Source organism: Acidovorax sp. (assembly GCF_046314175.1).
GTDB lineage: Bacteria > Pseudomonadota > Gammaproteobacteria > Burkholderiales > Burkholderiaceae_C > Acidovorax.
Window position 1 is genome coordinate 13,797 of record NZ_JBKBXG010000041.1, and the last position, 24,608, is coordinate 38,404.

General features: G+C 59.4%; 26 protein-coding genes. 21 read left to right on the forward strand and 5 right to left on the reverse strand.

The genetic code is table 11. From position 1 onward, the window contains the following. The first annotated feature begins 1 nt into the window (after position 1). Genes ACK4OE_RS13295 through ACK4OE_RS13310 form a run of 4 tightly spaced genes read left to right on the forward strand, consistent with a single transcriptional unit; the run spans position 2 to position 2,872 of the window. Positions 2-490: an acyltransferase gene (locus tag ACK4OE_RS13295; protein WP_409885287.1), complete on the forward strand. Its 489-nt coding sequence runs from the start codon at positions 2-4 to the stop codon at positions 488-490. Continuing rightward, positions 487-1,293 carry an NAD-dependent epimerase/dehydratase family protein gene (locus tag ACK4OE_RS13300; RefSeq protein ID WP_409885288.1) on the forward strand — a complete coding sequence of 269 codons (807 nt, stop codon included), beginning with the start codon at positions 487-489 and terminating at the stop codon, positions 1,291-1,293. Before ACK4OE_RS13295 ends, ACK4OE_RS13300 begins: the two co-directional genes overlap by 4 nt. A gap of 41 nt (positions 1,294-1,334) precedes the next feature. Next, positions 1,335-2,081, forward strand: coding sequence for a class I SAM-dependent methyltransferase (locus tag ACK4OE_RS13305; protein ID WP_409885289.1), 747 nt, complete (start codon positions 1,335-1,337; stop codon positions 2,079-2,081). A gap of 11 nt (positions 2,082-2,092) precedes the next feature. Continuing rightward, on the forward strand, positions 2,093-2,872 hold the full coding sequence (locus tag ACK4OE_RS13310) for a cephalosporin hydroxylase family protein (protein ID WP_409885290.1): 780 nt from the start codon (positions 2,093-2,095) through the stop codon (positions 2,870-2,872). A gap of 109 nt (positions 2,873-2,981) precedes the next feature. Here ACK4OE_RS13310 and ACK4OE_RS13315 read toward each other — a convergent pair whose 3' ends face one another. Together ACK4OE_RS13315 and ACK4OE_RS13320 are read right to left on the reverse strand one after the other, a co-directional pair. Then, entirely contained in the window at positions 2,982-5,192 is a 2,211-nt protein-coding gene (locus ACK4OE_RS13315) for an acetylglucosamine transferase (protein ID WP_409885291.1), read from the reverse strand. Between the two features lie 91 nt (positions 5,193-5,283). After that, a complete protein-coding gene (locus ACK4OE_RS13320) occupies positions 5,284-6,795 on the reverse strand; it encodes a flagellin (protein WP_409885292.1) in 1,512 nt (503 codons plus the stop codon). A gap of 327 nt (positions 6,796-7,122) precedes the next feature. On the opposite strand from ACK4OE_RS13320, the gene ACK4OE_RS13325 reads away from it, so the two are divergent. From ACK4OE_RS13325 to ACK4OE_RS13340, 4 genes are all read left to right on the forward strand, one after another. Further along, positions 7,123-8,631, forward strand: coding sequence for a flagellin (locus ACK4OE_RS13325; protein WP_409885293.1), 1,509 nt, complete (start codon positions 7,123-7,125; stop codon positions 8,629-8,631). 197 nt (positions 8,632-8,828) lie between these two features. Beyond that, complete coding sequence (gene fliD, locus ACK4OE_RS13330; protein ID WP_409885294.1) at positions 8,829-10,262, forward strand: flagellar filament capping protein FliD; 1,434 nt, start codon at positions 8,829-8,831, stop codon at positions 10,260-10,262. A 64-nt stretch (positions 10,263-10,326) separates the two neighbouring features. Continuing rightward, positions 10,327-10,779, forward strand: coding sequence for a flagellar export chaperone FliS (gene fliS / locus ACK4OE_RS13335; RefSeq protein WP_409885295.1), 453 nt, complete (start codon positions 10,327-10,329; stop codon positions 10,777-10,779). Between the two features lie 3 nt (positions 10,780-10,782). After that, positions 10,783-11,082, forward strand: coding sequence for a flagellar protein FliT (locus ACK4OE_RS13340; protein WP_409885296.1), 300 nt, complete (start codon positions 10,783-10,785; stop codon positions 11,080-11,082). Between the two features lie 175 nt (positions 11,083-11,257). Here the strand turns inward: ACK4OE_RS13340 and fliE are convergent, their stop codons facing one another. Further along, complete coding sequence (gene fliE / locus ACK4OE_RS13345) at positions 11,258-11,569, reverse strand: flagellar hook-basal body complex protein FliE (protein ID WP_409885297.1); 312 nt, start codon at positions 11,567-11,569, stop codon at positions 11,258-11,260. A gap of 174 nt (positions 11,570-11,743) precedes the next feature. Between fliE and fliF the strand changes: the two genes are divergently transcribed. The 13 genes from fliF to fliR all read left to right on the forward strand — a co-directional run bounded on the left by fliF (position 11,744) and on the right by fliR (position 22,840). Then, positions 11,744-13,429 carry a flagellar basal-body MS-ring/collar protein FliF gene (fliF, locus tag ACK4OE_RS13350; protein ID WP_409885298.1) on the forward strand — a complete coding sequence of 562 codons (1,686 nt, stop codon included), beginning with the start codon at positions 11,744-11,746 and terminating at the stop codon, positions 13,427-13,429. Positions 13,430-13,453: 24 nt separating this feature from the next. Then, positions 13,454-14,449 carry a flagellar motor switch protein FliG gene (gene fliG, locus ACK4OE_RS13355; RefSeq protein WP_409885299.1) on the forward strand — a complete coding sequence of 332 codons (996 nt, stop codon included), beginning with the start codon at positions 13,454-13,456 and terminating at the stop codon, positions 14,447-14,449. After that, positions 14,433-15,161, forward strand: coding sequence for a FliH/SctL family protein (locus ACK4OE_RS13360; protein WP_409885300.1), 729 nt, complete (start codon positions 14,433-14,435; stop codon positions 15,159-15,161). Before fliG ends, ACK4OE_RS13360 begins: the two co-directional genes overlap by 17 nt. Continuing rightward, positions 15,151-16,545 (forward strand): flagellar protein export ATPase FliI, encoded by a 1,395-nt coding sequence (gene fliI, locus ACK4OE_RS13365; protein WP_409885301.1) that lies wholly within the window; start codon positions 15,151-15,153, stop codon positions 16,543-16,545. The genes ACK4OE_RS13360 and fliI overlap by 11 nt, the downstream gene beginning before the upstream one ends. A gap of 16 nt (positions 16,546-16,561) precedes the next feature. After that, entirely contained in the window at positions 16,562-17,026 is a 465-nt protein-coding gene (gene fliJ / locus ACK4OE_RS13370; protein WP_409885302.1) for a flagellar export protein FliJ, read from the forward strand. A 2-nt stretch (positions 17,027-17,028) separates the two neighbouring features. Then, positions 17,029-18,321 (forward strand): flagellar hook-length control protein FliK, encoded by a 1,293-nt coding sequence (locus tag ACK4OE_RS13375; RefSeq protein ID WP_409885303.1) that lies wholly within the window; start codon positions 17,029-17,031, stop codon positions 18,319-18,321. 204 nt (positions 18,322-18,525) lie between these two features. Next, a complete protein-coding gene (gene fliL, locus ACK4OE_RS13380; protein ID WP_409885304.1) occupies positions 18,526-19,113 on the forward strand; it encodes a flagellar basal body-associated protein FliL in 588 nt (195 codons plus the stop codon). Positions 19,114-19,131: 18 nt separating this feature from the next. Next, positions 19,132-20,136, forward strand: a complete 1,005-nt coding sequence (gene fliM / locus ACK4OE_RS13385; RefSeq protein WP_409885305.1) for a flagellar motor switch protein FliM — start codon at positions 19,132-19,134, stop codon at positions 20,134-20,136. Further along, on the forward strand, positions 20,126-20,563 hold the full coding sequence (gene fliN / locus ACK4OE_RS13390; RefSeq protein WP_409885306.1) for a flagellar motor switch protein FliN: 438 nt from the start codon (positions 20,126-20,128) through the stop codon (positions 20,561-20,563). The genes fliM and fliN overlap by 11 nt, the downstream gene beginning before the upstream one ends. 7 nt (positions 20,564-20,570) lie before the next feature. After that, complete coding sequence (locus tag ACK4OE_RS13395) at positions 20,571-20,927, forward strand: FliO/MopB family protein (RefSeq protein WP_409885307.1); 357 nt, start codon at positions 20,571-20,573, stop codon at positions 20,925-20,927. 88 nt (positions 20,928-21,015) lie between these two features. Beyond that, positions 21,016-21,711, forward strand: a complete 696-nt coding sequence (gene fliP / locus ACK4OE_RS13400) for a flagellar type III secretion system pore protein FliP (protein ID WP_409885320.1) — start codon at positions 21,016-21,018, stop codon at positions 21,709-21,711. A 10-nt stretch (positions 21,712-21,721) separates the two neighbouring features. Further along, the gene (gene fliQ, locus ACK4OE_RS13405; protein ID WP_409885308.1) at positions 21,722-21,991 is read left to right on the forward strand and encodes a flagellar biosynthesis protein FliQ; all 270 of its coding nucleotides are present in this window, start codon (positions 21,722-21,724) and stop codon (positions 21,989-21,991) included. A 78-nt stretch (positions 21,992-22,069) separates the two neighbouring features. Beyond that, positions 22,070-22,840: a flagellar biosynthetic protein FliR gene (fliR, locus tag ACK4OE_RS13410; protein ID WP_409885309.1), complete on the forward strand. Its 771-nt coding sequence runs from the start codon at positions 22,070-22,072 to the stop codon at positions 22,838-22,840. 14 nt (positions 22,841-22,854) lie between these two features. On the opposite strand, the gene ACK4OE_RS13415 is transcribed toward fliR, so the two are convergent. Further along, entirely contained in the window at positions 22,855-23,484 is a 630-nt protein-coding gene (locus ACK4OE_RS13415) for a response regulator (protein WP_409885310.1), read from the reverse strand. Further along, positions 23,481-24,593, reverse strand: coding sequence for a response regulator (locus ACK4OE_RS13420; protein ID WP_409885311.1), 1,113 nt, complete (start codon positions 24,591-24,593; stop codon positions 23,481-23,483). Before ACK4OE_RS13420 ends, ACK4OE_RS13415 begins: the two co-directional genes overlap by 4 nt. Between the last annotated feature and the right edge of the window lie 15 nt (positions 24,594-24,608).

Consider the following 24,608-nt stretch of genomic DNA (forward strand, 5'->3'; position numbering starts at 1 on the left):
AATGATCGTGATCGACCCCACCGCCCGGGTCTCGCACCTGGCCGACATCGAAGACTCGGTGCGTGGCACGCGCATCGTGGTGGGCGCGCATTCGGTGATCGACAGCTTCGTCAAGGTCAAGCCTGCGGGCGGCAGCGGCGACCTGGTGGTGGGCGAGCACGTGGTCGTCAACGCGGGCTGCGTGCTCTACACCGGCAACGGCATCCACATCGGCAACTATGTAGCGATTGCCGCCAACTGCACCTTTGCGCCGGTGAACCACGCCTACGCTGAACGCGGTCGCTTGATCCGCGAGCAAGGCTTTCTGCCCAGCAAGGGCGGCATCGTGATTGAGGACGACGTGTGGATCGGCGCCAACTGCGTGCTGCTCGATGGCTCCGTGCTGCGGCGCGGCTGCGTGGTGGGTGCGGGCTCCATCGTGCGCGGTGAGCTGCTGGCGTACACCGTGTATGCGGGCCAGCCGCTGGCGCCCGTGGGGGAGCGCCGGTGACGGGCCTGCCCCCTTCGACGTTCACCGTGCTGGGTGCCTCGGGCTACATCGGTAGCCGCTTGGTAGCCCATCTGCAGGCCCAGGGCCACACGGTGTGGGCTCCTGCGCGCGGCGATGCCGCTGTGTTCACCCGGCCGCTGGGGCATGTGATGTACTGCGTAGGGCTCACCGCCGACTTCCGCACGCGCCCGTTCGACACCGTGGACGCCCATGTGGGCCTGCTGGCCGAGGTGCTGCGGCGCGCGCAGTTCGATTCGCTGCTGTACCTGTCGTCCACCCGGGTCTACATGGGTGCCACCCGCACCGACGAAGACGCGCCCCTGGCCGTGGTGCCGGGCGACCCGTCGTACCTGTACAACCTCACCAAGCTCACCGGCGAATCCCTGTGTCAGGCCAGTGGCCGCCCCGGGGTGCGCGTGGCGCGTCTGTCCAACGTGGTCGGGCCGGGCATGGACGCTGCCTCCGGCAACCTCGTGGCAGACCTGCTGCACCAGGCCCGCCAGGGCCATATGGTGCTGCGCTCTGACCCGCAGTCCGCCAAGGACTATGTGCATGTGGCCGACGTGCTGGACTGGCTGCCGCGCATCGCGCTGCGGGGCCGAAGCACGGTCTACAACGTAGCCAGCGGCAGCCAGACCACGCATGCCCAGTGGCTTGAGTGGCTGGGGGCCCGGTACGCCAGCACTTATGAAGTGCTCGACGGTGCGCCATTGCAGCGTCTTGCGCCTATCAATGTGTCCCGTCTGCGCGCTGAGTGGGGTGTGGTCACGCGCCCTCTGTGGGACGACGGCACAGCGCTGTGATCTGTTGAGTACAAAAGAGAAAGAAAGAGAAAGGCAATCCCATGGGCAATCACCTGAGCACAGTTTTCTTCGGGGTCAAGGAGCCGAATGGTTTCGTTCAGGGCCTTCAGCAGGCCATTGACCAGATGAATGGTCAGGACGGCATCTACGCGGGCGACAACCTTTTCACGTACCACCGGAACCTGGGGTTCCTGGAGGACGAGGCCCTGATGCGGGCATTCAATGCCCACGCGAGCACAGACATTGAAAAGGCTGTTCTGTGGCGGATCTCTACCGTGCTGTGGGGAGTGCGCAATGGATTGCGGCTGGAGGGAGACTTTGTGGAGTGCGCTTGTTACAAGGGCACCACAGCTCGAATAGTGTGTGACGCGGTGGACTTTGCGAACCAGCCAAATCGCCACTACTACTTATATGACTTGTTCGATCACGACCCGTCACTGCCGCACCATGCCATGCCTGAGCACAGCAAGCAGCTCTATGCGCAAGTCAAAGAGCGGTTTTCGGGTTTTGACAATGTGACCGTGACGCAGGGCAAGGTGCCGGACGTTCTGGCCGATGTTGCTCCGCAGAAGATCGCCTTCATGCACCTGGACATGAACAATGCAGATGCGGAGGTCGGTGCGCTGGAAGTGCTTTTTGACCGCATGGTTCCCGGCGCCGTCCTGATCCTGGACGACTATGGTTGGTTGGCCTACAGGGCGCAGAAACTGGCGGAGGACCCCTGGTTCGCCAAATACGGGTACCGTGTGCTGGAGATGCCCACAGGTCAAGGTTTGTTGATTAAGTGAAAGATCTGGTCATGCACCCTTCAGAACAGTTCCGCCAAGAGCGGCAGGCGCGCTTGCAGTCGTATGCAGAAGATGGCGCTTTCAAGGCGCTGTCACGCGACTGGCTCCAGGCCTCGATGCAGCGGCAGTACGTCTATAACTTTGACTGGATGGGCCGCCCCATCATCCAGTACCCGCAGGACATGGTGGCCATGCAGGAGCTGGTGTGGCGCGTGCGGCCCGACCTGATCATTGAAACCGGCATTGCCCACGGCGGCTCGCTGGTGCTGAGCGCCTCGCTGCTGGCGCTGCTGGACATGAGCGATGCCATCGAGGCTGGCACCACACTGGACCCGCGCGCATCGCGCCGCAAGGTGCTGGGCGTGGACATCGATATTCGCACCCACAACCGCGCCGCCATCGAAGCCCATCCCATGGCCAGCCGCATTGCCATGATCCAGGGCTCGGCCATTGCGCCCGAGGTGGTGCAGCAGGTGCGCGACTTTGCCAAGGGCTACGAGCGCGTGCTGGTGTGCCTCGATTCCATGCACACGCACGACCATGTGCTGGGCGAGCTGGACGCGTATGCGCCGCTGGTCACGCCCGGCAGCTACTGTGTGGTGTTTGACACCTTTGTGGAAGACATGCCGCCCCAGTTCTTTGCCGACCGCCCCTGGGACGTGGGCAACAACCCCAAGACTGCCGTGCACCAGTGGCTGGCCAGGCATGCCGAGTTCGATGTCGACGCCGAGATGGAGCAGCGCCTGCAGGTGACGGTGGCGCCGCATGGGTTCTTGCGGCGCAAGGGGTGATTCACCAGTCTTTGGATTCGAAATATATGGTGAAAATGGCCTCTAGCGCTTATTAAATAAGCGCTAGTAGCTATGATTTTTATAGTGATTGATTCCGACTGGGCAGGCACTATCCCTGGAAGGGCTCCATCCCCATCGCTTGCGTGGCGTGCCGCAGGTAGGTGACGGCAAATTCCGTATGGCCATGCGCATGTTCCACCTCGGCCAGGCAAGCCAGTGCAACGGGGTCGTGTGGCACTGCATTGAGCACCACCTCGGCCAGTTCCGTCACCGCAATCCATTGGCGGCCGGTGATCTGGGCCCCTGACGCATCCGCCTGGGCGTGGTGAGTGGAAGTTTTGGCTCTTTCCACAAGCAGCTGCAGGCGTTCGTGGGCCTCAGACAGGCTAATGCGCTGGCCGGGCTTGATGCCAACCCCTGGCGAGGGCGCTTGGGTCCATTCTTGCGGCAGTTGGGGCAACCAATCCTGAATCGCCTGCATCTGGGCTTCAGGGTTGTCTGGGTGCTGTGCCCGGGCAAGCCACTGCAACCACATGACACGCAGGCCCTCCCCAAAATGGTGGTTAAAAACGTCCTCGCGCATCAACGCGGAGCGTTCTACCTCGTCACGCAACCCCAGCCGCAAGGCGTTCAGCGCCTGGACATCGGCAGCCAGTCCACATGCAATGCGCACATAGTCTTCGGCTGTTTCGGCCAACCATTCGGTGCGGCCCAGGTAGGTCAGCAAACCAACCCCCATCCGACTCTTGAAGCTATGGCCCACCATGGAAACGATGGGCACACCCATCCAGAGCACGTCGAAGGTGGTAGTGCCGCCGGTCAGCGGGAACGGGTCGAGCGCGATGTCGATGCGGTGATAGGTCAGGTATTGGTTGTCGCCATCCAGCGCCACCAGATCCAGCCGCTCCGGGTCCAGGCCCAAGCCTTGGCAGCGCTGGCGGTAGGCATTGGCGAAATCGGGCCGGTCAAGGTTCTTGCCTTCAATCAGCAGACGCGAACCCGGAACCGCCGCAAGCACCTGGCCCCACAGCGTCAGCACGCCGTCGGTGAGTTTGCCCAGGTTGTTGCAGGAGCCAAACGTGATGAAACCGTTTTCGATGGCAGGCGTTGCGCGCACCTGATAGCGTGGCTGATAGCGCCACAGCGGGTGGCGGCTCATGGGGCGATAGCAGGCAAACAGGGTGGGCAGGCGATAGAGCTGCTCGGTGTACTGCGCTTGGGCGTCTGGGGGGTCGGTGATTTCGTCGGTGAACTTGTAGTCCACTGCGTCCAGCCCCGTCGTCGCAGGGAACCCCAGCCACGAGACCTGTACCGGCGCCGCCTTGCGGGCCAAGGTCAGCAGCCCGTTGTAGCCCGTGTGGCCTGCCAGGTCGATCAGGATGTCAATTTTCTGAGCGCGAATGGACTGCGTCTGTTGCTCTGCACTGAGGCCGGCCAAGCGGATAAAGTGATCGGCATGGTGCCGGACTCGAGCGGTGACTTGATCGTCGCGCGGGAACAAATAGAAGGCGAATACTTCAAATTGCCGCCGATCCAGCTGCGCCAGCAATCCCTCGACAAAATACATGACAGAGTGCGCTCGGAAGTCGGGCGACAAAAATCCAATGCGCAATTTCCGCCACGGCTGGTCCTGGTGCGAGGAAAAATCAGGCCAGGACGGTTTAAGTGAAGGCTCAAACACTTTTCCGTAGTCACGTGCGGCTTGGGCGAGGCTGGCCGCATCTACATCCGGATCTGCCAGCATGAACAAAAGCCTGTTCGTGTGGTTAGACGACTCCAGTGGCGCCAGGGTGATCGCATCCACGCAATCCTGAACAGCTTCCTTGACTTGCCCCAGCTCGCGGCGATGAATGGATTTTTGGTTCAGTGAGGCTGCTTTTTCTGCGGTGTCTGACGCCAGCTCAGAAGCTCGCTGCGCCGCACGAAAGCCTTTTTCGTTGTGCGTCATCAAATAGCAGCATTGCGACAGCTTGAGCCAGCAAATCGCCATTTCAGGGCGTAAATCACAAACTTTTTCCAGAACTGGAAGCGCCTCAGAGTTGCGCGCCTGATTGAGCAACACATTGCCGTAGTTGATCAAAAGTTCTGCATCGTTCGGCCAAATCAAGGATCCGCGGCGGTACACCTCTATCGACTCGTCCGCTTGGCCTAGACAGTCCAGCGCGTAACCTAACAGGCGCGTGGCCTGAAGGTCACGGGAGTTCTTGCGCAAACTCTGCTTGCACAGGCGCGCCAGCAAATGCCAGTCTTTGGCTTCCAGTGCGGCCTGAAGCCGACCGTCTGCAGGCGCTTTGTTTTTGCCGTGGTTTCTGCCTCGCACTGTGCATCCCTTGTCAGTTATCGGGTGGGCAGTTTGTCACGGGTATCCGACGGCTATGGCCTGAGGAGCTCCCGTGGTGGGATTAAGTTGCCTACTGGAGCAGCTTGAGCACACCCTGTGGGATCTGGTTCGCCTGGGCCACCATAGCCGTGCCTGCCTGCTGCAAGATTTGGGCGCGCGACAGGTTGGCTGTTTCAGCAGCAAAGTCAGCGTCCAGGATCCGGCTGCGCGACGCAGACAGGTTTTCCGACGTGATGTTCAACGCGGAAATAGCTGTTTCAAACCGGGCTTGCAATGCGCCCAGCTTGGCGCGTTCGCCATTGATGAACGACAGCGCGGAGTCCACCGTCTTCAAAGCTTCGGTAGCCTTCTTGAATGTTGTTACATCCAAATTGGCGACTTCCTGAAGATCGGATGCGCTGTCAGCAGGGAGCGTGGTGTTGAAAGCGTTAGTCGTGGTGGCGGTCGTCGAGAATGATTTCTCGGAATCGAGCACCACATACCCGCTGACAGTGGAGCTGTCGGCGCCGGCTGCCGCTGCAAGAGCATCTGGCGCGCCGATGACTGCGCCATTCGCTTGAAGCTTTTGAATATTGACGGCGCCAGCATTTGCGCCAGATGCGGCGCTCTTATACAAACCAATATCTTGGCCTGTTCCATTGGTCAGAACAATACCTGTGCTGCCCGCGTTCAACGAAGCAGTGACACCAGTTTTGGCAGATTGCTCATTGATTGCCGAAATCGCGTTCGACAAACCGTCCGATGTCGCAAGTGCAGTGATATTGAATGAAATGGACTGCCCGAGCGCGGGGGCCACAGGGGTGTTTTCTGACCGCAGCTCAAAGGTGTAAGAGCCAACCGAAGTAAATGACAGGTCCACTTCAGTGCGAGCGGAGGCCGTCACACCTGTGTTGGCTGTCTGCAGGTTAATTTTGTCTGCCATGGCCTTGGCTGTGTCATTGGCCACAAGGGTAATGTTCTGCGATCCCAGTGCGCCATTCACGGCCAAAGTACCGCCAGTTACGCCGTTGGTGCCCCAAGCTGTGGCACTAGCGCCGCTGCCCGCTCCGTTTGCCGAGGTATTTTGGTTGTTGCCATACACGCTGGTACGCAGATTGGCCGTGGCGGCCACGATGGTCTGGTTGGCATTGGCTCCCACTTGGAACTGTTGGGTGCCAAAAGTACCGTTCAGCAGCTTGGCTCCGTTGAATTCGGTGGTTTGGGATATCCGGTCCAGTTCTGCTACCAATTGACCCACTTCCTGGTTCAGCGCCTGGCGATCGCTGGGGCTGTTCGACGCATTCGCCGACTGGACCGCCAGTTCACGCACGCGCTGCAGGATGTCGCCCGCCGCCTTCATTGCCCCTTCGGTAACCTGCGCCAAAGAGATGCCATCATTCGCATTGCGTGCAGCTTGGTTCAGACCTCGGATCTGGCTGGTGAAGCGCTCCGAGATGGCCAGGCCGGCCGCGTCGTCCTTGGCGCTGTTGATGCGCAGTCCCGACGACAGGCGTTGGATGGATGTGTTGAGCGAAGTCTGGCTCATGCCCAGGTTGCGCTGGGCCGTCAGGGAGGCGACGTTGGTGTTGATAGTGGCTGCCATGGATATGCTCCTTGAGGCTCTGGGTGGACATTTGTGCCTGATGGGGTGACTACCGTCCGGCAGGCAATACAAGAACGATGAGGAATTGTGGGCATTGGCTGCCCCAGCCGTTGGCGGGATAAAGAGCGGAAAAACCTGCCAACTTGTGCGTTTGCCCCTAAAGTTTTCCTGGGGGGGGTCGAAACTACTTTCAACGGAAGGCAGATGCCATCCGCCGTTCAACAGAAAGCCGGAGGGGCTCTGTGAACCGTATAGCCAGGTGCCTTGCCTGGCACCGGGTTGGCGGCAACGCCATATTCAGTTAGTTCTATATCAGGAGCATTTGCTATGGCTGCTACCATCAATACCAACGTCGCCTCGTTGACCGCCCAGCGCAATTTGGGCATGAGCCAGTCCTCGCTGAACACGTCCATCCAGCGTCTTTCGTCTGGCCTGCGCATCAACAGCGCCAAGGACGACGCGGCCGGTTTGGCTATTTCCGAGCGCTTCACCTCGCAGATCAAGGGCCTTAACCAGGCTGTGCGCAATGCCAACGACGGCATCTCTCTTGCGCAAACCGCTGAAGGCGCGCTCAAGGCTTCGGGAGACATCCTGCAGCGTGTGCGTGAACTGGCCGTGCAGTCCGCCAATGCGTCCAACAGCTCCAGTGACCGCCAAGCGCTGCAGCAAGAAGTTTCGCAACTGGTGTCCGAGCTGGACCGCATTTCGCAAACCACCGAATTCAACGGCGCCAAGCTGCTGAACGGAACTTTTGGTACCCAACAGTTCCAGGTGGGCGCCAATGCCAATCAGACTATCGTGGCCGCCACGGCCAATTTGCGGACGAGCCAGTACGGCAACAACCAAAATACGTCGTCGAGCGGTGCAGGTGTCTCTGCGGCGGCAGCCACTTGGGGTGCCAACGGTGTGACGGCTGGAACGTTGGCAGTTAGCGGTGCACTGGGTTCCCAGAACATCTCTATCGCCGCCAACGATACGTCGAAAGCCATGGCTGACAAAGTCAACTTGCAAACGACTTCTACGGGAGTGACCGCAACTGCCCGCACGGAAGTAAAGCTGAGCTTTCAGAGTGCTGGCGCCTACACTTTCGAGCTGCGCAGTGACAACACACCGACTTCACCTGCTCTCGGTCAAGCGATTTCGTTCAACGTGACCGCCACAGGCACGTCAGACGGTTTGTCTAACGCGGTGGCGGCCATTAATGAGCAGTCCTCGAAAACGGGTGTAACTGCTGCACTTGCTTCTGACAACTCGGGCATCATTCTGACAAATGCAACGGGTAACGACATCACCTTGGCAAAAAGTGGTACCGGTGCCGCCAGCGCGGGCGATATCACTGTTCAGAAGCTCCAGGCAGATGGTACAGCGGCTGGTGGTTCGGACACCCTGGCAGCTGCATCAGCCGCGGATGCGTCTACGGTCAGCGGTTATGTAGTTCTGGATTCCGAGAAGTCGTTTGCTATTTCCGCCACCACCACCAACGCCTTCAATACAGCTACTGCCAACGGTGCCTCTGACTTGCAAGAGGTGTCAAACCTGGATGTGACGACTTTCAAGAAAGCGACTGAAGCCCTTAAAACTGTAGATTCCGCGCTGTCGTTCATCAACGGTGAACGCGCAAAGCTCGGTGCTTTGCAGTCACGCTTCGAAACGTCGATTAGCAACCTGCAAGTGACGTCTGAAAATCTGTCTGCATCGCGCTCGCGGATTCTTGACGCCGACTTCGCGGCAGAAACAGCCAACCTGTCTCGTTCGCAGATCCTGCAGCAGGCTGGTACCGCAATGGTGGCCCAGGCCAACCAGTTGCCGCAGGGTGTGTTGGCCCTGCTGCGTTAAGCGGCGGGTATGGCAGTCGGGGCTTTGCAGCGTCCTGACCTACCCAAGGCGGCGGCAGTTTTCTGTCGCCGCCATTTGGCTTTCTGGAAGGCGGGTGCCAGGACCGCTGGATAAGACGGGTTTCCTGGCGTGTTTACGGACGTTCATTGTCGCCATTCGGCGCCATAATTTCCGTTGGACCAGTTCAGGAGGTTTGTATGGCAACCATTTCATCCCCAGGTGTCGGCACGAACGGGCTTGATGTCAAGAGCATCATTTCACAGTTGGTCGCGCTGGAAAAAAAGCCCCTGGATACGCTGAAGCTGCAAGCGGCCACGGTCACCACCAAGATATCGGCCTTTGGTCAGATCAAATCGCTCGTTTCCGCATTTTCCGATGCGGCAAGCAAACTCGCCAGCTTGACGGGCTGGAACGGAGTTTCGACCACTTCTTCTGACGCCAAGTTTGTTTCGGCAACCGCCATCGGCGGTACTTTGCCCACCACCTTCAGTGTAGAAGTGCAAAGCTTGGCCAAGGCGCAGGCAACGGCGTCAGCGGCACTACTGCCAGTTGGTGGTGCATTAGGCGCAGGTACGCTACGCCTGGAACTGGGTAAATGGAGTGTGGCGCCGTCGTCGTTTACACCCGGAAGCGGGCAGCCGGTTGACATCGCAATTACGGCCAGTGACAAGTTGACTGATGTCGCAAGCAAGATTAACGGGGCCAATGCGGGCGTGACTGCATCGATTCTGTCAGACGCGTCTGGCGAGCGGTTGCTGTTGCGTAGCAAATCCACGGGCGAAGAGTTTGGTTTTCGCCTCAGTGTGATGGAGGGTGGGGACACGGATATCGCTAGTCCTGGCAACACGGATGCCTCTGGGCTGTCCCGTCTGGTGGCGGGGAATACCGTCACGCAGGTAGCTGCTGATGCAAAAGCAACCGTCAACGGTATTGCCGTTTCGTCCGCCACCAACACTTTCGCCACCACTATTTCGGGCGTGACGTTCAAGGCTGAGCAGGTCACCACGGCGCCTATCGACATTACAGTGTCCAAAGATGACACGGCGGTCAAGGCCAATATTGATGCATTTGTAAAGGCTTACAACGATATCAACCAGCTTTTGCAGGAGGCCACCAAATTCGATCCGAAGACGAACTCTGCCGGGTTGTTTCAAGGGGACTCGACAACCGTTGCCCTTCAAAACTCTTTGCGTAATGCGATTCAGTCGGTAACTACCTCAGGAGGTCCCTTTAAACGTTTGGCGGATTTGGGCATCACGCAGCAACGGGGCGGTGACCTCGCTGTGGACAGCGCCAAGCTGAGCAAGGCGCTTGCCGAAAATCCAGACGATGTGAAGAACCTCTTTCGTAGCACCGGCGGCGGCGCTGCGGATGGGGTTGCGGTAAAGATCAAGGCGCTCACCACCGATCTTCTCTCGACTGACGGGTTCTTCAAGTCCAAGGATGACTCCCTGCAGCTGAGCCTCAAGCGCAATAGTCAGGACCAGACGCGGACGAACGAGAAGGTTGATGCCTTTGAAAAGCGGATAACCCGGCGGTACAACGCTCTTGACACTCAGTTGAGCAGCTTGAATGGCCTGAATGCCTATATCTCGCAGCAGGTGGCCGCCTGGAACAAATCGACGGGTTGATAAGGGCTTCAGTTTTTCTGGCGCTAGCCGATAACTTGAATAACACATCGGAAGGATTGTCAGCATGTTCAGCGCCTACAGCCCCCGTGCAGCCAACGCTTATCAGCGTATCAATGTAGAAACCAGCATGCACACGATCGACCAGCATCAGCTGGTCGCGCTGTTGTATGAAGGTGCCATTAGCTCAATTGCCACAGCCCGCGGCGCGATGGCGCGCGGCGATGTGCTGGGTAAGGTCAACAATATTTCCAAGGCCATCCGCATCATTGAAGAGGGGCTGAGCACCGCTCTCGACAAGGTGGACGGTGGCGAGATTGCGCAAAACCTTGGCTCGTTGTACGACTACTGCATACACCGCCTCATCCTGGCCAATGCCCGCAATGACGACGCCATGATGCTAGAAGTCATGCGTTTGATTGAGCCGGTGGCACAAGGGTGGAACGAAATCAAAAAACAACCAGCTGCAGGTGTGGTCAACGCGCCTGCCTCAGGCCAGCCTGTGCTGATGGAGGCCTGAACCATGTCTCATATGCTGATTGACTACTACAAAGCCATTGAAGACAGCAGCGCCAAGATGCTGGAGGCTGCCAAGATCAAGGACTGGGACGGCGTGGTCCGCTACGAAGGCGCGTGTGCAGTTCTGATTGAGCAGCTGCGCTTTAAGTCGCAAGAGCATGAGCTGCTGCCCGAGCACAAGCGCGAGAAGACGCGCATCATGCAGCGCATTTTGCGCAACGACGCGCAGATCCGCTGCCTGGCAGAGCCTTGGCTAGCGCAGTTTGAACACCTGTTTGAAGGTCAGCCGCAGATGATGCATTGACCGAACCCGACACGCGCTACGAGCACCCAAACAAAAGCCCCGCAATGCGGGGCTTTTTTTGCTATCGTTAGGTGAGCTGCTTGCGCTCTATTAAATTGGGTTTCAGATGTTTTTGTGTCTGGAGTGCTTGAAAATAAAGCGGTGTAAGCTATTAAATTAATAGCGCGTGCAGCAACTACACCTGCATGTTCATGATGTCTGTGTAGGCCTGCACCATGCGGTTGCGCACATGCAGCGTGGCCTGGAAGCCGACCTGGGCTTTTTGCATGGCGACCATGGTTTCTTCCAGGCTGACCGATGGGTTCTCCAGCTGAACCTCTTTTTGCAAGTCGGAAGAGCGGTTTTGTGCAGCGCTCACCGATTGCAAGGCGCCCTTGAGCGCGCCCGAAAACCCGACCTCGTTGCCTTCGTTTTGCGGCGGTGCAACACGGCGTGCCAGGCCAGCGCCCTGGAGGGGGGCGGTTGAGCTTGATATGCGTAGGTCCATGGCGGTATCCGTAGGGAATGGCGGTATGCTGCGTATCCTAGCCACCACGCTGGGATTCATCGCTCTGAATTGATAGCCAAACGCGCGGCTTATCCAGCGAACATTTTGGACGCGTGACCGAATAATCGACCCACGCTTTGGTCTGTCGCCGGGCCCGCCTAAATGGAAAGCACGATGTCTGCAGTTGCTGAAATCCCTCTCGCCACCCCTCCTGCCAGTCCCAACTGGTTGCAGCGGCTGTCCACCCTTGACCGGGGACAGCGCATGCGTCTGGGCGTGGGTGTGGCATTGTTGGTGGCGGCGGCCATTGCGGCTGTCGTTCTGGGGCGCCAACCGGACTACCGGGTGCTGTTTGCCAATCTGAGCGATAAGGACGGCGGGGCCATCGTGGCCCAGCTGTCGCAAATGAATGTGCCTTACAGGCACGCCGATGGCGGCGGCGCCATTCTGATTCCTTCTGACCGTGTGCATGATGTGCGCCTGCGTTTGGCAACCCAGGGTTTGCCGCGCGGGTCTGTCGCCGGTTTCGAGCTGATGGAGTCGAGCAAGTTCGGCATGACGCAGTTCCAGGAGCGGCTGAACTTTCAGCGCGGTCTGGAGGGCGAGCTGACCCGTTCCATCCAGGCGTTGTCTTCGGTGCAGGGCGCGCGCGTGCATTTGGCGCTGCCCAATCAAAACGGGTTCTTCCGCGAGCAGCAAAAACCCTCAGCGTCGGTGCTGGTTAGCCTGCACCCTGGCCGAATCTTGGACCGCGCCCAGTTGGCGGGCATCGTGCACCTTGTGGCCTCCAGCGTGCCAGAGCTTGCCCCCTCGGCTGTCAGTGTGCTCGACGACACGGGCAAGCTGTTGTCGCAGTCTCCTGATAATTCGGCAGGTGCCGAGGCCAATGCGCAGCAGTTGCTGTACGTGCAGCAGATCGAGCAGCAGTACACGCGGCGCATTATGGAAATCCTGGAGCCCGTGGTGGGCCGGGACAATGTCAAGGCGCAGGTGACTGCGGAAGTCGACTTTACGCAGACCGAATCAACGTCGGAACAGTTCCGCCCCAACCAGACACCGGACTCCAGCGCCATCCGCAGCCAGCAGGTGCTGGAGAGCAAGGGCAGCGCTAACAAGACTGCTACGGGCGTGCCTGGGGCGGTTGCCAACCAGCCCCCGGTGCCGGCCGCTGCACCGATCAATGGCGCCAATCCCGCACCCAATGCGGGCGGCCAGCAGGGAACAGAAGAGCAAAACAGCAAGCGTGAGTCCACCACCAACTACGAGGTGGACAAGACCATCAAGGTCACGCGGGGCAGTACCGGCGCGGTCAAACGCCTGAGCGCAGCGGTGGTGGTGAACTACCAGTCGGCCGAGGAAAAAGGCAAGCTGGTGCCCAAGGCCCTGACGCCAGAGCAGCTGGAACAAATGACGGCGTTGGTGCGCGAAACCATCGGGTTTAATCGCGAGCGTGGCGACTCGGTCAACCTCATGAATACGCCGTTCCAGGTGACGGCTGCTTCGTCCAAGGATGTCCCGCTGTGGAAGCAACCTGAAGCCATTGAACTGGCCAAGACCTTTGCGTGGCCCGTGGGTGCGGTGCTGTTTGCTGCCCTGGTGCTGCTGGGGCTGGTGCGCCCGGCCTTGAAGGGCCCCAAGATTGTGAAGGTCGAAGCGGCGCCAGTTGCAGGCGGTCAGCTCGATGCTCTGGAAGCCGAAACGCTGGACCGCCCCGCGCTGCCCGCACCTGGCAAAAAGGACGAAGTGTTGCCCGCCACGCCGGAGCAACTGCGCCTGGAGGACGCCCGCGTGCTGGCAAAGGAAAACCCGGTCGCAGTGGCCAATATTCTGAAGACCTGGCTGAACGGCGAGCCCGTCTGACCCACGATTTCAGGGACGATACCTATGGACGACCAAGGACTCAACGACGCAGCCATCATGCTGATGTCCCTCGGAGAAGAAGAGGCAGCCGAAGTATTCAAGCATTTCTCGCCCAAGGAAGTGCAAAAGCTGGGCGAAACCATTGCACGCATGCGCTCGGTCTCGCGCGAGAAGGTCGACCAGGTCATCAACAAGTTTTCCAACGCCGCCGCGGCGCAGAGCCTGCTGGTGTCTGACACGGGCAACTATGTGCGGGCCGTGTTGCGCCGTGCGTTGGGCGAGGACAAAGCGGGTTTGCTGATTGACCGCATTTTGCAGGGTGGGGACGTTTCGGGCATTGAAAGCCTCAAGTGGATGGATCCGTTGTCTGTGGCTGAACTGCTGCGCAATGAACACCCGCAAATTGTGGCGGCCATCCTGGTGCACTTGGACAGCGACCAGGCGTCCGGCATCCTGATGCATCTCTCTGACCGGCAGCGCAGCGAAATTTTGCTGCGCGTAGCCACGCTAGAGGGCATTCAGCCGACAGCGCTGAAAGACCTGAACGAAGTGCTGTTCAAGGTGCTGGCAGGCGGTGACAAGATTCGCAAGAGTTCACTCGGGGGCGTCAAGGCTGCAGCAGAAATCATCAACTTGCTGGGTGGCAACATGGATGCCGTCGTGCTGGAGTCCATCCGCGGATACGACCCCGATCTGGCGCAGAAAATCATGGACAAGATGTTCGTGTTCGAAGACGTGCTTAAGCTCGACGACAAAGCCATTCAGGCGGTGCTCAAAGAAGTCGCGTCTGAAACGCTCATCGTGGCGCTCAAGGGCGCGGTGCCGGACCTGCGCGAGAAGTTTCTGTCGAACATGTCTTCGCGGGCCGCAGAGGCGCTGCGCGAAGACCTCGAATCCCGTGGCCCCATGCGGTTGTCCGAGGTCGAGGCCCAGCAAAAGGAAATCCTCAAGACGGTGCGTCGCTTGTCCGACGAAGGCCAAATTGTGATTGGAGGCGGTGGTGATGACGCATTCGTCTAGCCAGCGCTCGTACTCGCGGTTCATCCCCAGTGAGGAGGTTGGCGATTTCACGCAATGGAAGTTTGGTGCGGTGGATGGGTCCGACCTGGTCGAGCCGGAGCCCGAACCAGAGCCTGCGCCAGAACTCCCGGTCGAGATCGACGAAGCCGCGCAGCTGGCGCTAGTGCAGCAGGCCTGCGATGACGCCTATGCTGAAGGTTTTGCCCAGGGTCAGGCAGAAACGGGGCTGGAGTGGCAGCGCAGGATGGATGAGTACATCGCCCAGCAGGGCCGCGAAGCGGCGTTGCGCATGCAGGAGGTGTTTCAGAACCTCGATGCGACGCTGATCGACATGCAGCAGCACATGGCCCAGCAAGTGCTTGATTTGGCATGTGACATTGCAAGGCAAGTGGTGCGACAGGACCTGTCGGTCAATCCGAACGCCCTGTTGCCTGTGGTGCGCGAAGCCGTCGGCATGTTGGTCAATGAAGGGAAGCCAGCCACCGTGCGGCTCAATCCTGCAGACATGGAAGCCCTGGCGCAGCCCCTGCGCGAAGAGATGGATGCTCCGGGTATTCAGTGGGTGGCCGACGCCGCAGTTCCATCGGGCGGATGCCTGGTTGAGTCGGCCGGCACTGTGGTGGACGGCAGCCTGGACAAACGCTGGCAACGCGCCATCGCTGCGCTGGGGTTGCAGTCACCCTGGTCTGAGGAGAGCGGTGATGGCTCCTGAGACCCCTTCTGCCTGGACACGATTCATGGACGACGCGCGGGGTCGTGTGGCCGAAGGCGCCCCGCTTGAAACTCGAGGTACGCTCACGCGGCTGACGGGGTTGGTACTGGAGGCCGTGGGTATCCGCGTGCCGGTGGGGTCGCAGTGTCTGGTGCAGATGCCGGGTCATGCACCGGTGCTGTCTGAAGTCGTCGGTTTTTCTGCAGATCGTGCTTTTTTGATGCCTGCGGGGGATATTCATGGGCTGTCGAGCGGTGCCAGCGTGGTGCCCGCAGCGCCCTATATTCCGATGCCTCGCTTGGGAGAAGCTTCCCGCCCAGTGCACCGCGCCGGTGTGCTGCGTCTGCCCATGGGCGACGGCTTGCTGGGCCGGGTGGTCGACGCGCAGGGCCTGCCGCTGGATCATGGCGGGCCAGTACTGGACGTGGTGTCTGAACCCATGGACCGGCGCCAGATCAACGCTATGGACAGAGACCCGGTTCGAGAGCCGCTGGACACAGGTGTGCGGGCCATCAATGCGTTGCTCACCGTCGGGCGGGGTCAGCGTCTGGGGCTGTTTGCAGGATCTGGCGTTGGCAAGAGTGTGCTGCTTGGCATGATGGCCCGCTATACCCGCGCTGATGTGATTGTGGTCGGGCTCATTGGTGAGCGGGGCCGCGAGGTCAAAGAATTTGTAGAAGACATTCTGGGCGCTGACGGCCGCGCACGCTCTGTGGTGGTCGCTGCGCCTGCCGATGCGCCGCCCCTGCTGCGCATGCAGGGCGCCGCTTATGCCACGGCTGTGGCGGAGCATTTTCGGGACAAGGGCAAGCATGTGTTGCTGCTCATGGACTCGCTGACGCGCTACGCAATGGCGCAACGAGAAATTGCATTGGCAATTGGCGAGCCGCCCGCGACCAAAGGTTATCCCCCTTCGTGTTTTGCCAAGCTGCCGCAACTGGTGGAGCGCAGCGGAAACGGTCTGCACGGGGTGGGGTCCATCACGGCTTTTTATACCGTGCTGTCGGAGGGTGACGATCAGCAGGATCCGATTGCCGATGCGGCGCGCGCCATTCTGGATGGCCACATTGTTTTGTCCCGGGCGTTGGCTGAAACAGGCCACTTCCCGGCCATTGATATCGAACAGTCTGCATCTCGCGTGATGCACAACGTGGTGTCCCGCGGGCATTTTGACCTGGCCCGTCGGTTCCGGGCGGTGTACTCGCGGTATCAGAAGAGTCGAGATCTTGTGCAGGTGGGCGCCTACATGAGCGGGTCCGACCCCGCCTTGGACGAATCCATTCGGTTGCAGCCGCAGATGGCGAACTTTCTGCAGCAGGACATGTTCGAGGCCGCCTCCATGGATCAAAGCCTGACGGCCATGGCTGCTGTCGTGGACCGCTGAACCAGAACGAAGCGCAATGTCCAACCTAAATGCTCTCATGGTTGCTGTCGAAGTGGCTTCTCGCAAGCGAGACGAAGCGCGCAAAGTCTTGCAGGACACGCAGGCAGCACAAAAGGCCGCGCATGACCAGTTGGATCAACTGGAGGGATATGCCCGTGAAACGGAAGCGCGCTGGGGAAACAAGGCTGACACGGCCATGCAACCTGAGGTGATGTACCACCACTACCAGTTCATGGACCGACTGGGCCAAGCGGCCCATATGCAGACGGGTGTAGCGGGTGACCAGGCCCAACGGGTGGACAGGGCACGGCGGGCACTGATTGAGGCCGAATTGCGGTTGGCCAGCCTTCGAAAAGTGATGGAAAAGCGGCGCCACGACTTTGAGCAGCAGCAGTCACGCAGAGATCAGAAGCAAACAGATGAGCGGGCTGCAATGCAGTACAGCAATGCAATTCACGGCGCCCACAGCCAGGAGTATTGACAATGGAACAAGCCAGAATTTCGTCGTCCCAGGGGACCCAAGGTCCGCACACGACGCGTAACCGACAAGGTAGCGATGCTGCGGGTGCTACCGCATCCCCTGGGAGCTTTCTCTCGCTGCTCTCTGCACAGGACGATGCCATTGCGCAAGGGGACATGCTGGGCGATGCCGCGAATTCAGCGGCCAACATTGGTGGCATGGCGTTGGATACCACTGCCGGTTCGGCGGATGCATCGGTAGTCGCCGCGTGGCAAGGGCTTGTGACCCCAGATGCCGCGGTCGTGCCGCGGACCGCTGCGCAGGGAGGAGTTGCCTCCGCTGCTGGGTGGGGTGGTGCTTTGGTGGGCGGAGATGGTTTGCGACAGGGGTTGGTGGCAGAGACAGCGCTGCTTGACGGCGCGGCTGATCTGAAGGAGGCGGGTCTTCAAGGGCCTGTGGCAGGTTACGGTCGTATTTTGTCGCGCATGCAAAGCGCGTTGTCTCAGCGGGCCGTCAATGTGGGGAACGGGGTACCGGCGGATGCCGCGACGGGTCGCTCATCGCTTGGAGTGGCCTCCCAGCAGGCTGCAATGACGCCTCCAGGTTTGGTAAATGGTTTTCAAAGCGGAAATGAACACGCAGCAGCGATCGCCACGCAGTCCCCCAGCATTCATGTCGAGCGAAACGGTGGGTTGGCTTCTGCCGTTTTTGCGTCCGAATCTCTGTCCGCTGGTGGCGGGGGGCTAGCCGCTGTGTCCGTATCGGCGCGCGGCGGTGACACACAGACTGGTGGACGTCCCGGAGACGGGCAGTCTGGCGGGGCGTCTTGGTCGGATGGGGCGATAGGTTCCGCTCCGCTGGAAGCCGGTGGCGTAGACGGAGCATCCCTGTTTGCAGACCCGACCCAGATGGGCGCTGAGGAGTACGTGACAGACCAGGTGGCGTACTGGGTCAATCAAAAGACCCAGAATGCGGAACTGACCCTGGATCGGGATGGCCAGCCGGTGGAGGTGTCGGTGTCTTTGTCTGGAAACGAAGCGCAAGTCACCTTCCGCAGCGACCAGTCGGAGACCCGCGATTTGTTGGACCGGAGCATGGCGCAACTGAGTGATTTGCTGCGCAGCGAAGGCTTGGTGCTTTCTGGTATGTCGGTCGGTACATCCGCACGTGACGGGGCGGGCGCTAACAATGCCGGTCAGTCGCGCAATCGCGAAGGTGCTCGTCAGGCGCAAGTGATTTCATCTGTGCCTGCTGGCAATGCCGCAGCGCCTAAAGTTGGCGGCGCGACCGACCGTACGGTGGATCTTTATGTGTAACCGAGCCTGACAATGTGCCGCTTTCGGACTGTCACTCTGACTTGCAAGTCTGTGGCAGGTACCGAAAGCACATGGAATGCCATGGTTTTGGGGTTTTATTCTGGCTATTATTGGCTGGCACCCGGCCCAATAATGGGTCATACGGCGGTCCCTGCATTTCAGTAGCAAGCGCAGAGCCCGTTCTCTACCCAAGGAATTCGCACCGTGTCAGCCAATACCCCCGCAGCGGCCCCGGCCAAAAGCAAGAAGATGCTGGTGATCATTATCGGCGTCGTGGTTTTGCTGCTCGTGGTTGGCGGGGGCGCGGCCGCATGGTTTATGACCCGACCGCAAGGTGACGCAGAAGAGGGTGCCGGTGCCGCGCGAAAAGAAGCGCCCAAGGTGGCGCCCACCTTCCTCGCCATGGAAAACATGGTCGTCAATTTGGCGGACCCTGGTGGTGACCGGTTTGCCCAGATCGGTATCACGCTGGAGTTGGAGGATGCAAAGACGTCTGATCAGGTGAAGCTGTATCTGCCCACGATTCGCAGTGGGATTCTGTTGCTGGTATCGCAGCGAACCTCTAGTGAACTGCTGCAGCGGGAAGGCAAAGAGAAACTGGCTGCGGATATTTTGCGGGAGGTCTCGCGTCCGCTCGGTTACTCGGTTCCCTCGGAGCGTGAGCGGGAGCGGGAGCGCGCCCGCGCTGCTGCGGCCGAGGATGACGCTGACGAAGAAGACCGGCCTGCCCGCAAGCGCACGGAGCGAAACCCTGTGTACCGTGTGCTCTTTTCCAGTTTCATCATCCAGTGACCCGGGCAAGGACCAGCCATGAGTGACTCATTTCTCTCGCAGGAAGAGGTCGATGCCCTTCTGGAAGGTGTCACCGGCGAAAGCCAGAAATCGGTTGAAGAGGTCGCCGATGCCGGGTCCGTACGCAACTACGACATCTCCAGCCAGGAGCGCATTGTTCGTGGCCGTATGCCGACGATGGAAATCGTCAATGAACGATTTGCGCGCAATTTTCGGATCGGGCTCTTCAATTTCATACGGCGCAGCCCCGAGATATCGGTGGGAACAGTCTCCGTTCAGCGTTACAGCGCCTTCTTGCGTGAACTGGCAGTACCTACCAACTTCAACATCGTGGCCATCCGCCCGCTGCGCGGCAGCGGCCTGATCGTGTGTGAGCCATCGCTGGTGTTTGGCATCATTGACACTCTGTACGGCGGCGTGGGAAAGTTTCAGACGCGTATCGAAGGAAGGGATTTTTCGCCCACGGAACAACGGGTGATCAACCGGTTGGTGGACGTGATTTGCGCTGAGTACAAGAAGGCCTGGCAAGGCATTTATCCGCTAGAGCTTGAATACCAGCGCTCGGAGATGCAGCCGCAGTTCGCCAATATTGCGACGCCAAGCGAAATTGTGGTGTCGACGGCGTTTCAGCTGGAAATTGGCGATCTTTCGGGCGCTATTCATATTTGCATGCCCTACGCCACGCTGGAGCCCATCCGCGACGTGCTTTATTCGTCCACCCAGGGCGACTCCATTGAAGTGGATCGCCGCTGGGTGCGTGTGTTAACCCGTGAGATTCAGGCTGCTGAAGTGACGTTGGTTGCTGAGCTTGCCCGGGCTGATGCAACGGTGGAGCAGCTGCTGGCCATGAAGCCTGGCGACTTCATCGAGCTAGACCGCGAGCCCCGCATTCGCGCCTCCATCGGAGGAGTCCCCATTTTTGAGTGCCAGTACGGAACCCACAATTCAAAGTACGCCATTCGCATCGAAGAATGTCTGCGCAATGCAGATATGAGCTGGCTTGGAGAGAAAGATGTCAACTGAAGAAGACAACAAAGATGCCGGCGCGGAAGATCCGTTTGCGGGTTGGGCCGAGGCGCTGGAAGAGCAGAAAAGCACAGATGCGAAACCCGCGGACGGAGAGCAAGGTGGCCCCTTGTCGGGCGACCCCGTGCGGCCGTTCTCGGGCGGCGGGGACGGCACCGTCAATGACATCAACATGGTGCTGGACATTCCGGTCCAGCTGTCTGTGGAGCTGGGGCGCACCAAGGTGCCCATCAAGTACATCCTCCAGTTGGCGCAGGGCTCGGTCGTTGAACTGGACGCGCTGGCTGGCGAGCCCATGGACGTGCTTGTGAACGGTTATCTTATTGCCCAGGGCGAGGTGGTGGTGGTGAATGACAAGTTCGGTATCCGGCTTACTGATGTGGTAACACCGTCCGAGCGCCTGCGCCGGGTCAGCCGTGGATAGCGGGAGCATGACGCAGACATTACTGGTCGTGGTGCTCTTTGTGGGTGCCATGGCGCTGCTGCCTTGGCTGGTTCGTCGCGTTCAGCAGCGCCAAGCTGCTGGTGGCATGGCCGGTGGTAGTGTGTCTCGCGTACTTTCAGCCGTGGCCGTGGGACCTCAGCAACGGGTGGTGACGGTGGAGGTGGGGCCAGAACATGCGCGGATGTGGCTGGTTCTGGGAGTCACCGCACAAAACGTGAGTTGTTTGCATGTGCTTCCTGCGTCCACGCACACGTCTGCTGCTGCAGCGCCTTCCGCAAACCTTTCATTTGCGCAAGAGGTCGCGGCAGCGGTTAGTGATCCTGGGAAACCGCCTCATGGCTGAAATGGCTTTGGGTCGATCTTCCGGCGTATCTCGTGGGAGTAGCGCGACGATATCCAGATTACTTTTGTTGATCGCGTTGGTGGCGCCGATGCCTGCATTTTCTCAGGCAGCAGGTTCGCTGCCGTTGGTGGTCGGCAGCGGTCCTTCAGGCACCAGCTATTCCGTTCCGATCCAGACGCTGCTTTTCTTCACGGCGCTGTCTTTTTTACCCGCCGTGCTGCTGATGATGACGGGCTTTACCCGCATTGTGATTGTGCTTTCGCTCCTGCGGCAGGCACTTGGAACGCAGTCGGCTCCCCCCAATCAGGTCATCATCGGTTTGTCGCTTTTCCTGACTTTTTTTGTAATGGGGCCGACGTTGGATCGGGTGTATCAGGATGCTTACCTGCCTTACACCACCAATGTCATCACGTTTGAGGAAGCGCTGGACAAGGCCGAGGCGCCCATGCGCAGTTTCATGCTCAAGCAGACACGGCAGTCGGATTTCGCGCTGTTTTCCCGGCTCGCCCGACTGGACCCCCAGGTGACGGCTGAAACCGCACCGCTGCGCGTCATCGTGCCCGCATTTGTGACCAGTGAGCTGAAGTCTGCCTTCCAGATAGGGTTCATGATCTTTATTCCGTTTCTGGTGATTGACATGGTGGTGTCAAGCATCTTGATGTCCCTGGGCATGATGATGCTGTCACCGGTCTTGGTAGCGCTGCCTTTCAAGCTGATGCTTTTCGTGTTGGCGGATGGCTGGAATTTGCTGATCGGTTCACTCGCCGCCAGCTTCGTGCCCTGAAGGAGTTCTCATGACGTCGCAAGTGGTGCTGACGATTGGGCGCGATGCCCTGACGTTGCTGTTGATGATTGCTATGCCTGTGCTGGGTGTGGTGATGGCGGTGGGCTTGGCTGTCAGCATTTTTCAGGCAGTGACGCAGATCCATGAAGCCACCCTGGCATTTGTACCCAAGCTGATTGCAGCCATGGTGGTTTTTGCGATTGCGGGTCCCTGGATGCTCAGTACCCTCGTGGACTTTATCCGCCGCACCATTGAGTCAATCCCCTCAATGATTGGTTAGCGCTGTGCCTCGGGGTATCACTCGTGCCACTGTTACTGTCGCGTGGGATACGCCTGCGGCAGGCTGCGTGAGTTCGGTGTGATCACCTTTTCAGAAGCTCAGCTGGTGGCATGGCTGTCACCCATCCTCTGGCCGTTCCTGCGCGTGCTTGCCGTGTTCTCTGTCGCTCCGGTGTTCTCCATGCGCGTCGTTCCCATGCGAGTAAAGATCGGCCTCGCATTTCTGGTCGCGGTGTGCGCTCAAGGGGTGCTGGTGGATCAGCCGGTCATTAGCGTGAATGGACGCGAGGCCCTGGGTGCTGTGGCGCAGCAGGTGATCGTCGGGTTGGCCATTGGTTTCTCAGTGCGGCTGGTATTTGCTGCTGTGGAGCTCGCGGGAGAATTGGTCGGCTTGCAGATGGGGCTTAATTTCGCGTCCTTCTTCGACCCGTCATCCAATGCCCAGATTAGTGCCGTGGCGCGCTTTTTTGGGCACATGGCCATGTTGCTTTTTGTGGTCATCAATGGCCATCTGATGATATTGATGGCTGTTGTCAAAAGTTTTGACCGGTTTCCGGTGAACGGCAACTTTCTGCAAGCCCTGGGGCAAATGCGGGTCTATGAGTTGGGTACGTCGCTGTTTTCCAGCGCCCTCTGGATTGCATTGCCGATGATTGCACTGCTGCTTTTTGTCAATCTGACCATGGGCATCATTTCTCGTGTCGCGCCGCAGATGAACATTTACGCCGTGGGTTTTCCTGTCACGCTGACTGTAGGCATGCTGGGAATTGCAGCCACACTGCCCATGCTGGAGCAGCCTGTCTTGGCGCTGATGCAGCAAGCGGTTGATCTATTCGCAGCGCAGCGGTAGCGATACGCAAGTCTTCAAACCAGCTGATTGCGGATCGCGTACACGGTCAGCTCAGCGTTGTTCGATAGTTTGAGTTTCTCCAGCACCCTGGACCGGTAGACGCTGACAGTTTTGGGGCTGAGCATCAACTCCTCGGCAATGTCCGAGAGCCTCCGACCGGACGCTATCTTGACCAGAGTTTGCAATTCGCGTTCCGACAAGGCTGCGTGTGGCGCCTCGGGTGTGGGCTGAGCCAGGCTCTCCGCCAGCATTTGCGCCACTTCTGGCGTGAGGTACTTTCGGCCTTGCATCACGGTGCGAACGGCAGCAATCAGCTCAACGGGATCTCCCGCCTTATTGGCATAACCTTGCGCACCTGCTTTGAGGCAACGCAGGGCATACTGGTCCTCAGGGTACATGGAGACAATCAACACCTTGATAGAGGAATGCGTCTCGCGCAAGCTGGTCAGCACCTCGGTGCCGCTACGGCCGGGCATATTCAGGTCGAGTAGCAGGATGTCGCATGTAGCTGTTCTCAGAACCTCACGCAGTTCAGCGTACCCGCCGGCCTCGCCCGTCACCTTGATGTCAGGCGCTTCAGCAAGGGTGTCGCGGATGCCCCGCCTGAGAACGGCGTGGTCGTCACACAAGACCACATGAATCACTGCGCATCTCCTGGGGGGGTTGATCGTAGGTCTGATGTTAGCGGTACAGACAGGATCACGGAGGTTCCTTGGCCTGGCCGACTGCTGATGTCCAGCCATCCTCCCACGGTTCGCGCGCGCTCCTGCAGGCCCTTCAATCCAAATGCCTTGGGTTTGTCCCGCGTGTGAAGCTCCATTCCTTGGCCGTTATCGGCAACTTCGAGCGTCAAAACGCCTTCTTGGTCAGAAAGTTCAATGATTACCTTACTAGGATGAGCGTGCTTGGAGATGTTGGTCAGCGCTTCTTGCGCGGTCCTGTATGCCACCAGTTGGATGTCCGCTGCGGTCTGAATGATGTCGCTGCTGGCGCGAACCTGCGTTGCCACGCCCGTACGGCGTTCAAATCCTGCTGCCAGCCATTGGACTGCTGCCACTAGACCTTGCTCCAGAATTGGAGGGCGTAGATTCATCATGATGCGCTGGCTGGCGCCGATGGCGTGTTGGAGCATATCTGCGGCAGCAATTGCATGTTCTTGCATCGCCGCATCGGTGCAGTGGCGTCCGATCCATGCCACATCGAATCGCACGGCTGTTAGCGCCCCCCCAATGTCGTCGTGAATCTCCCGCGCAATGGACGCGCGTTCCTGCTCTATGGATGTTTGAAGGTGCTCCGCAAGTTCTGCCAGCCGGTGTTGCGACGCAGCCAGTTCCGCCACCGCTTTTTCGCGTGCACACCGGGCGTCGTGGACTTCCAGCGCGCGGGAGATCACGTGCGGCAGCCGCGACATGTCGTCCTTGAGCAGATAGTCGGCCATGCCCAGGCGCATCGCATCGACGGCGGCCGCCTCTCCGATAGCTCCAGACAGCAATACAAATGGGGGGTGTTGCGGCTTTTGCGCCACATGTCCCCATGCATCCAGGGCGGTAAATCCCGGCAGCCGGTAATCTGCGAGGATGACGTCAAACGGCTGGGTGTCGGTTAAACGCTGGAAGTCTTCGAGTGAGTCCACTCTGAGCACTTGGCAGGCCAGGCCTGCTCGCCTGAGGACTCGTGTTGCCAGCTCATGATCGGCCAGTGAATCTTCAAGATGAAGGATGTTCAGGGTCTGGTCTGAGGCTATGGTGACCATAGGAGCGCTATCATA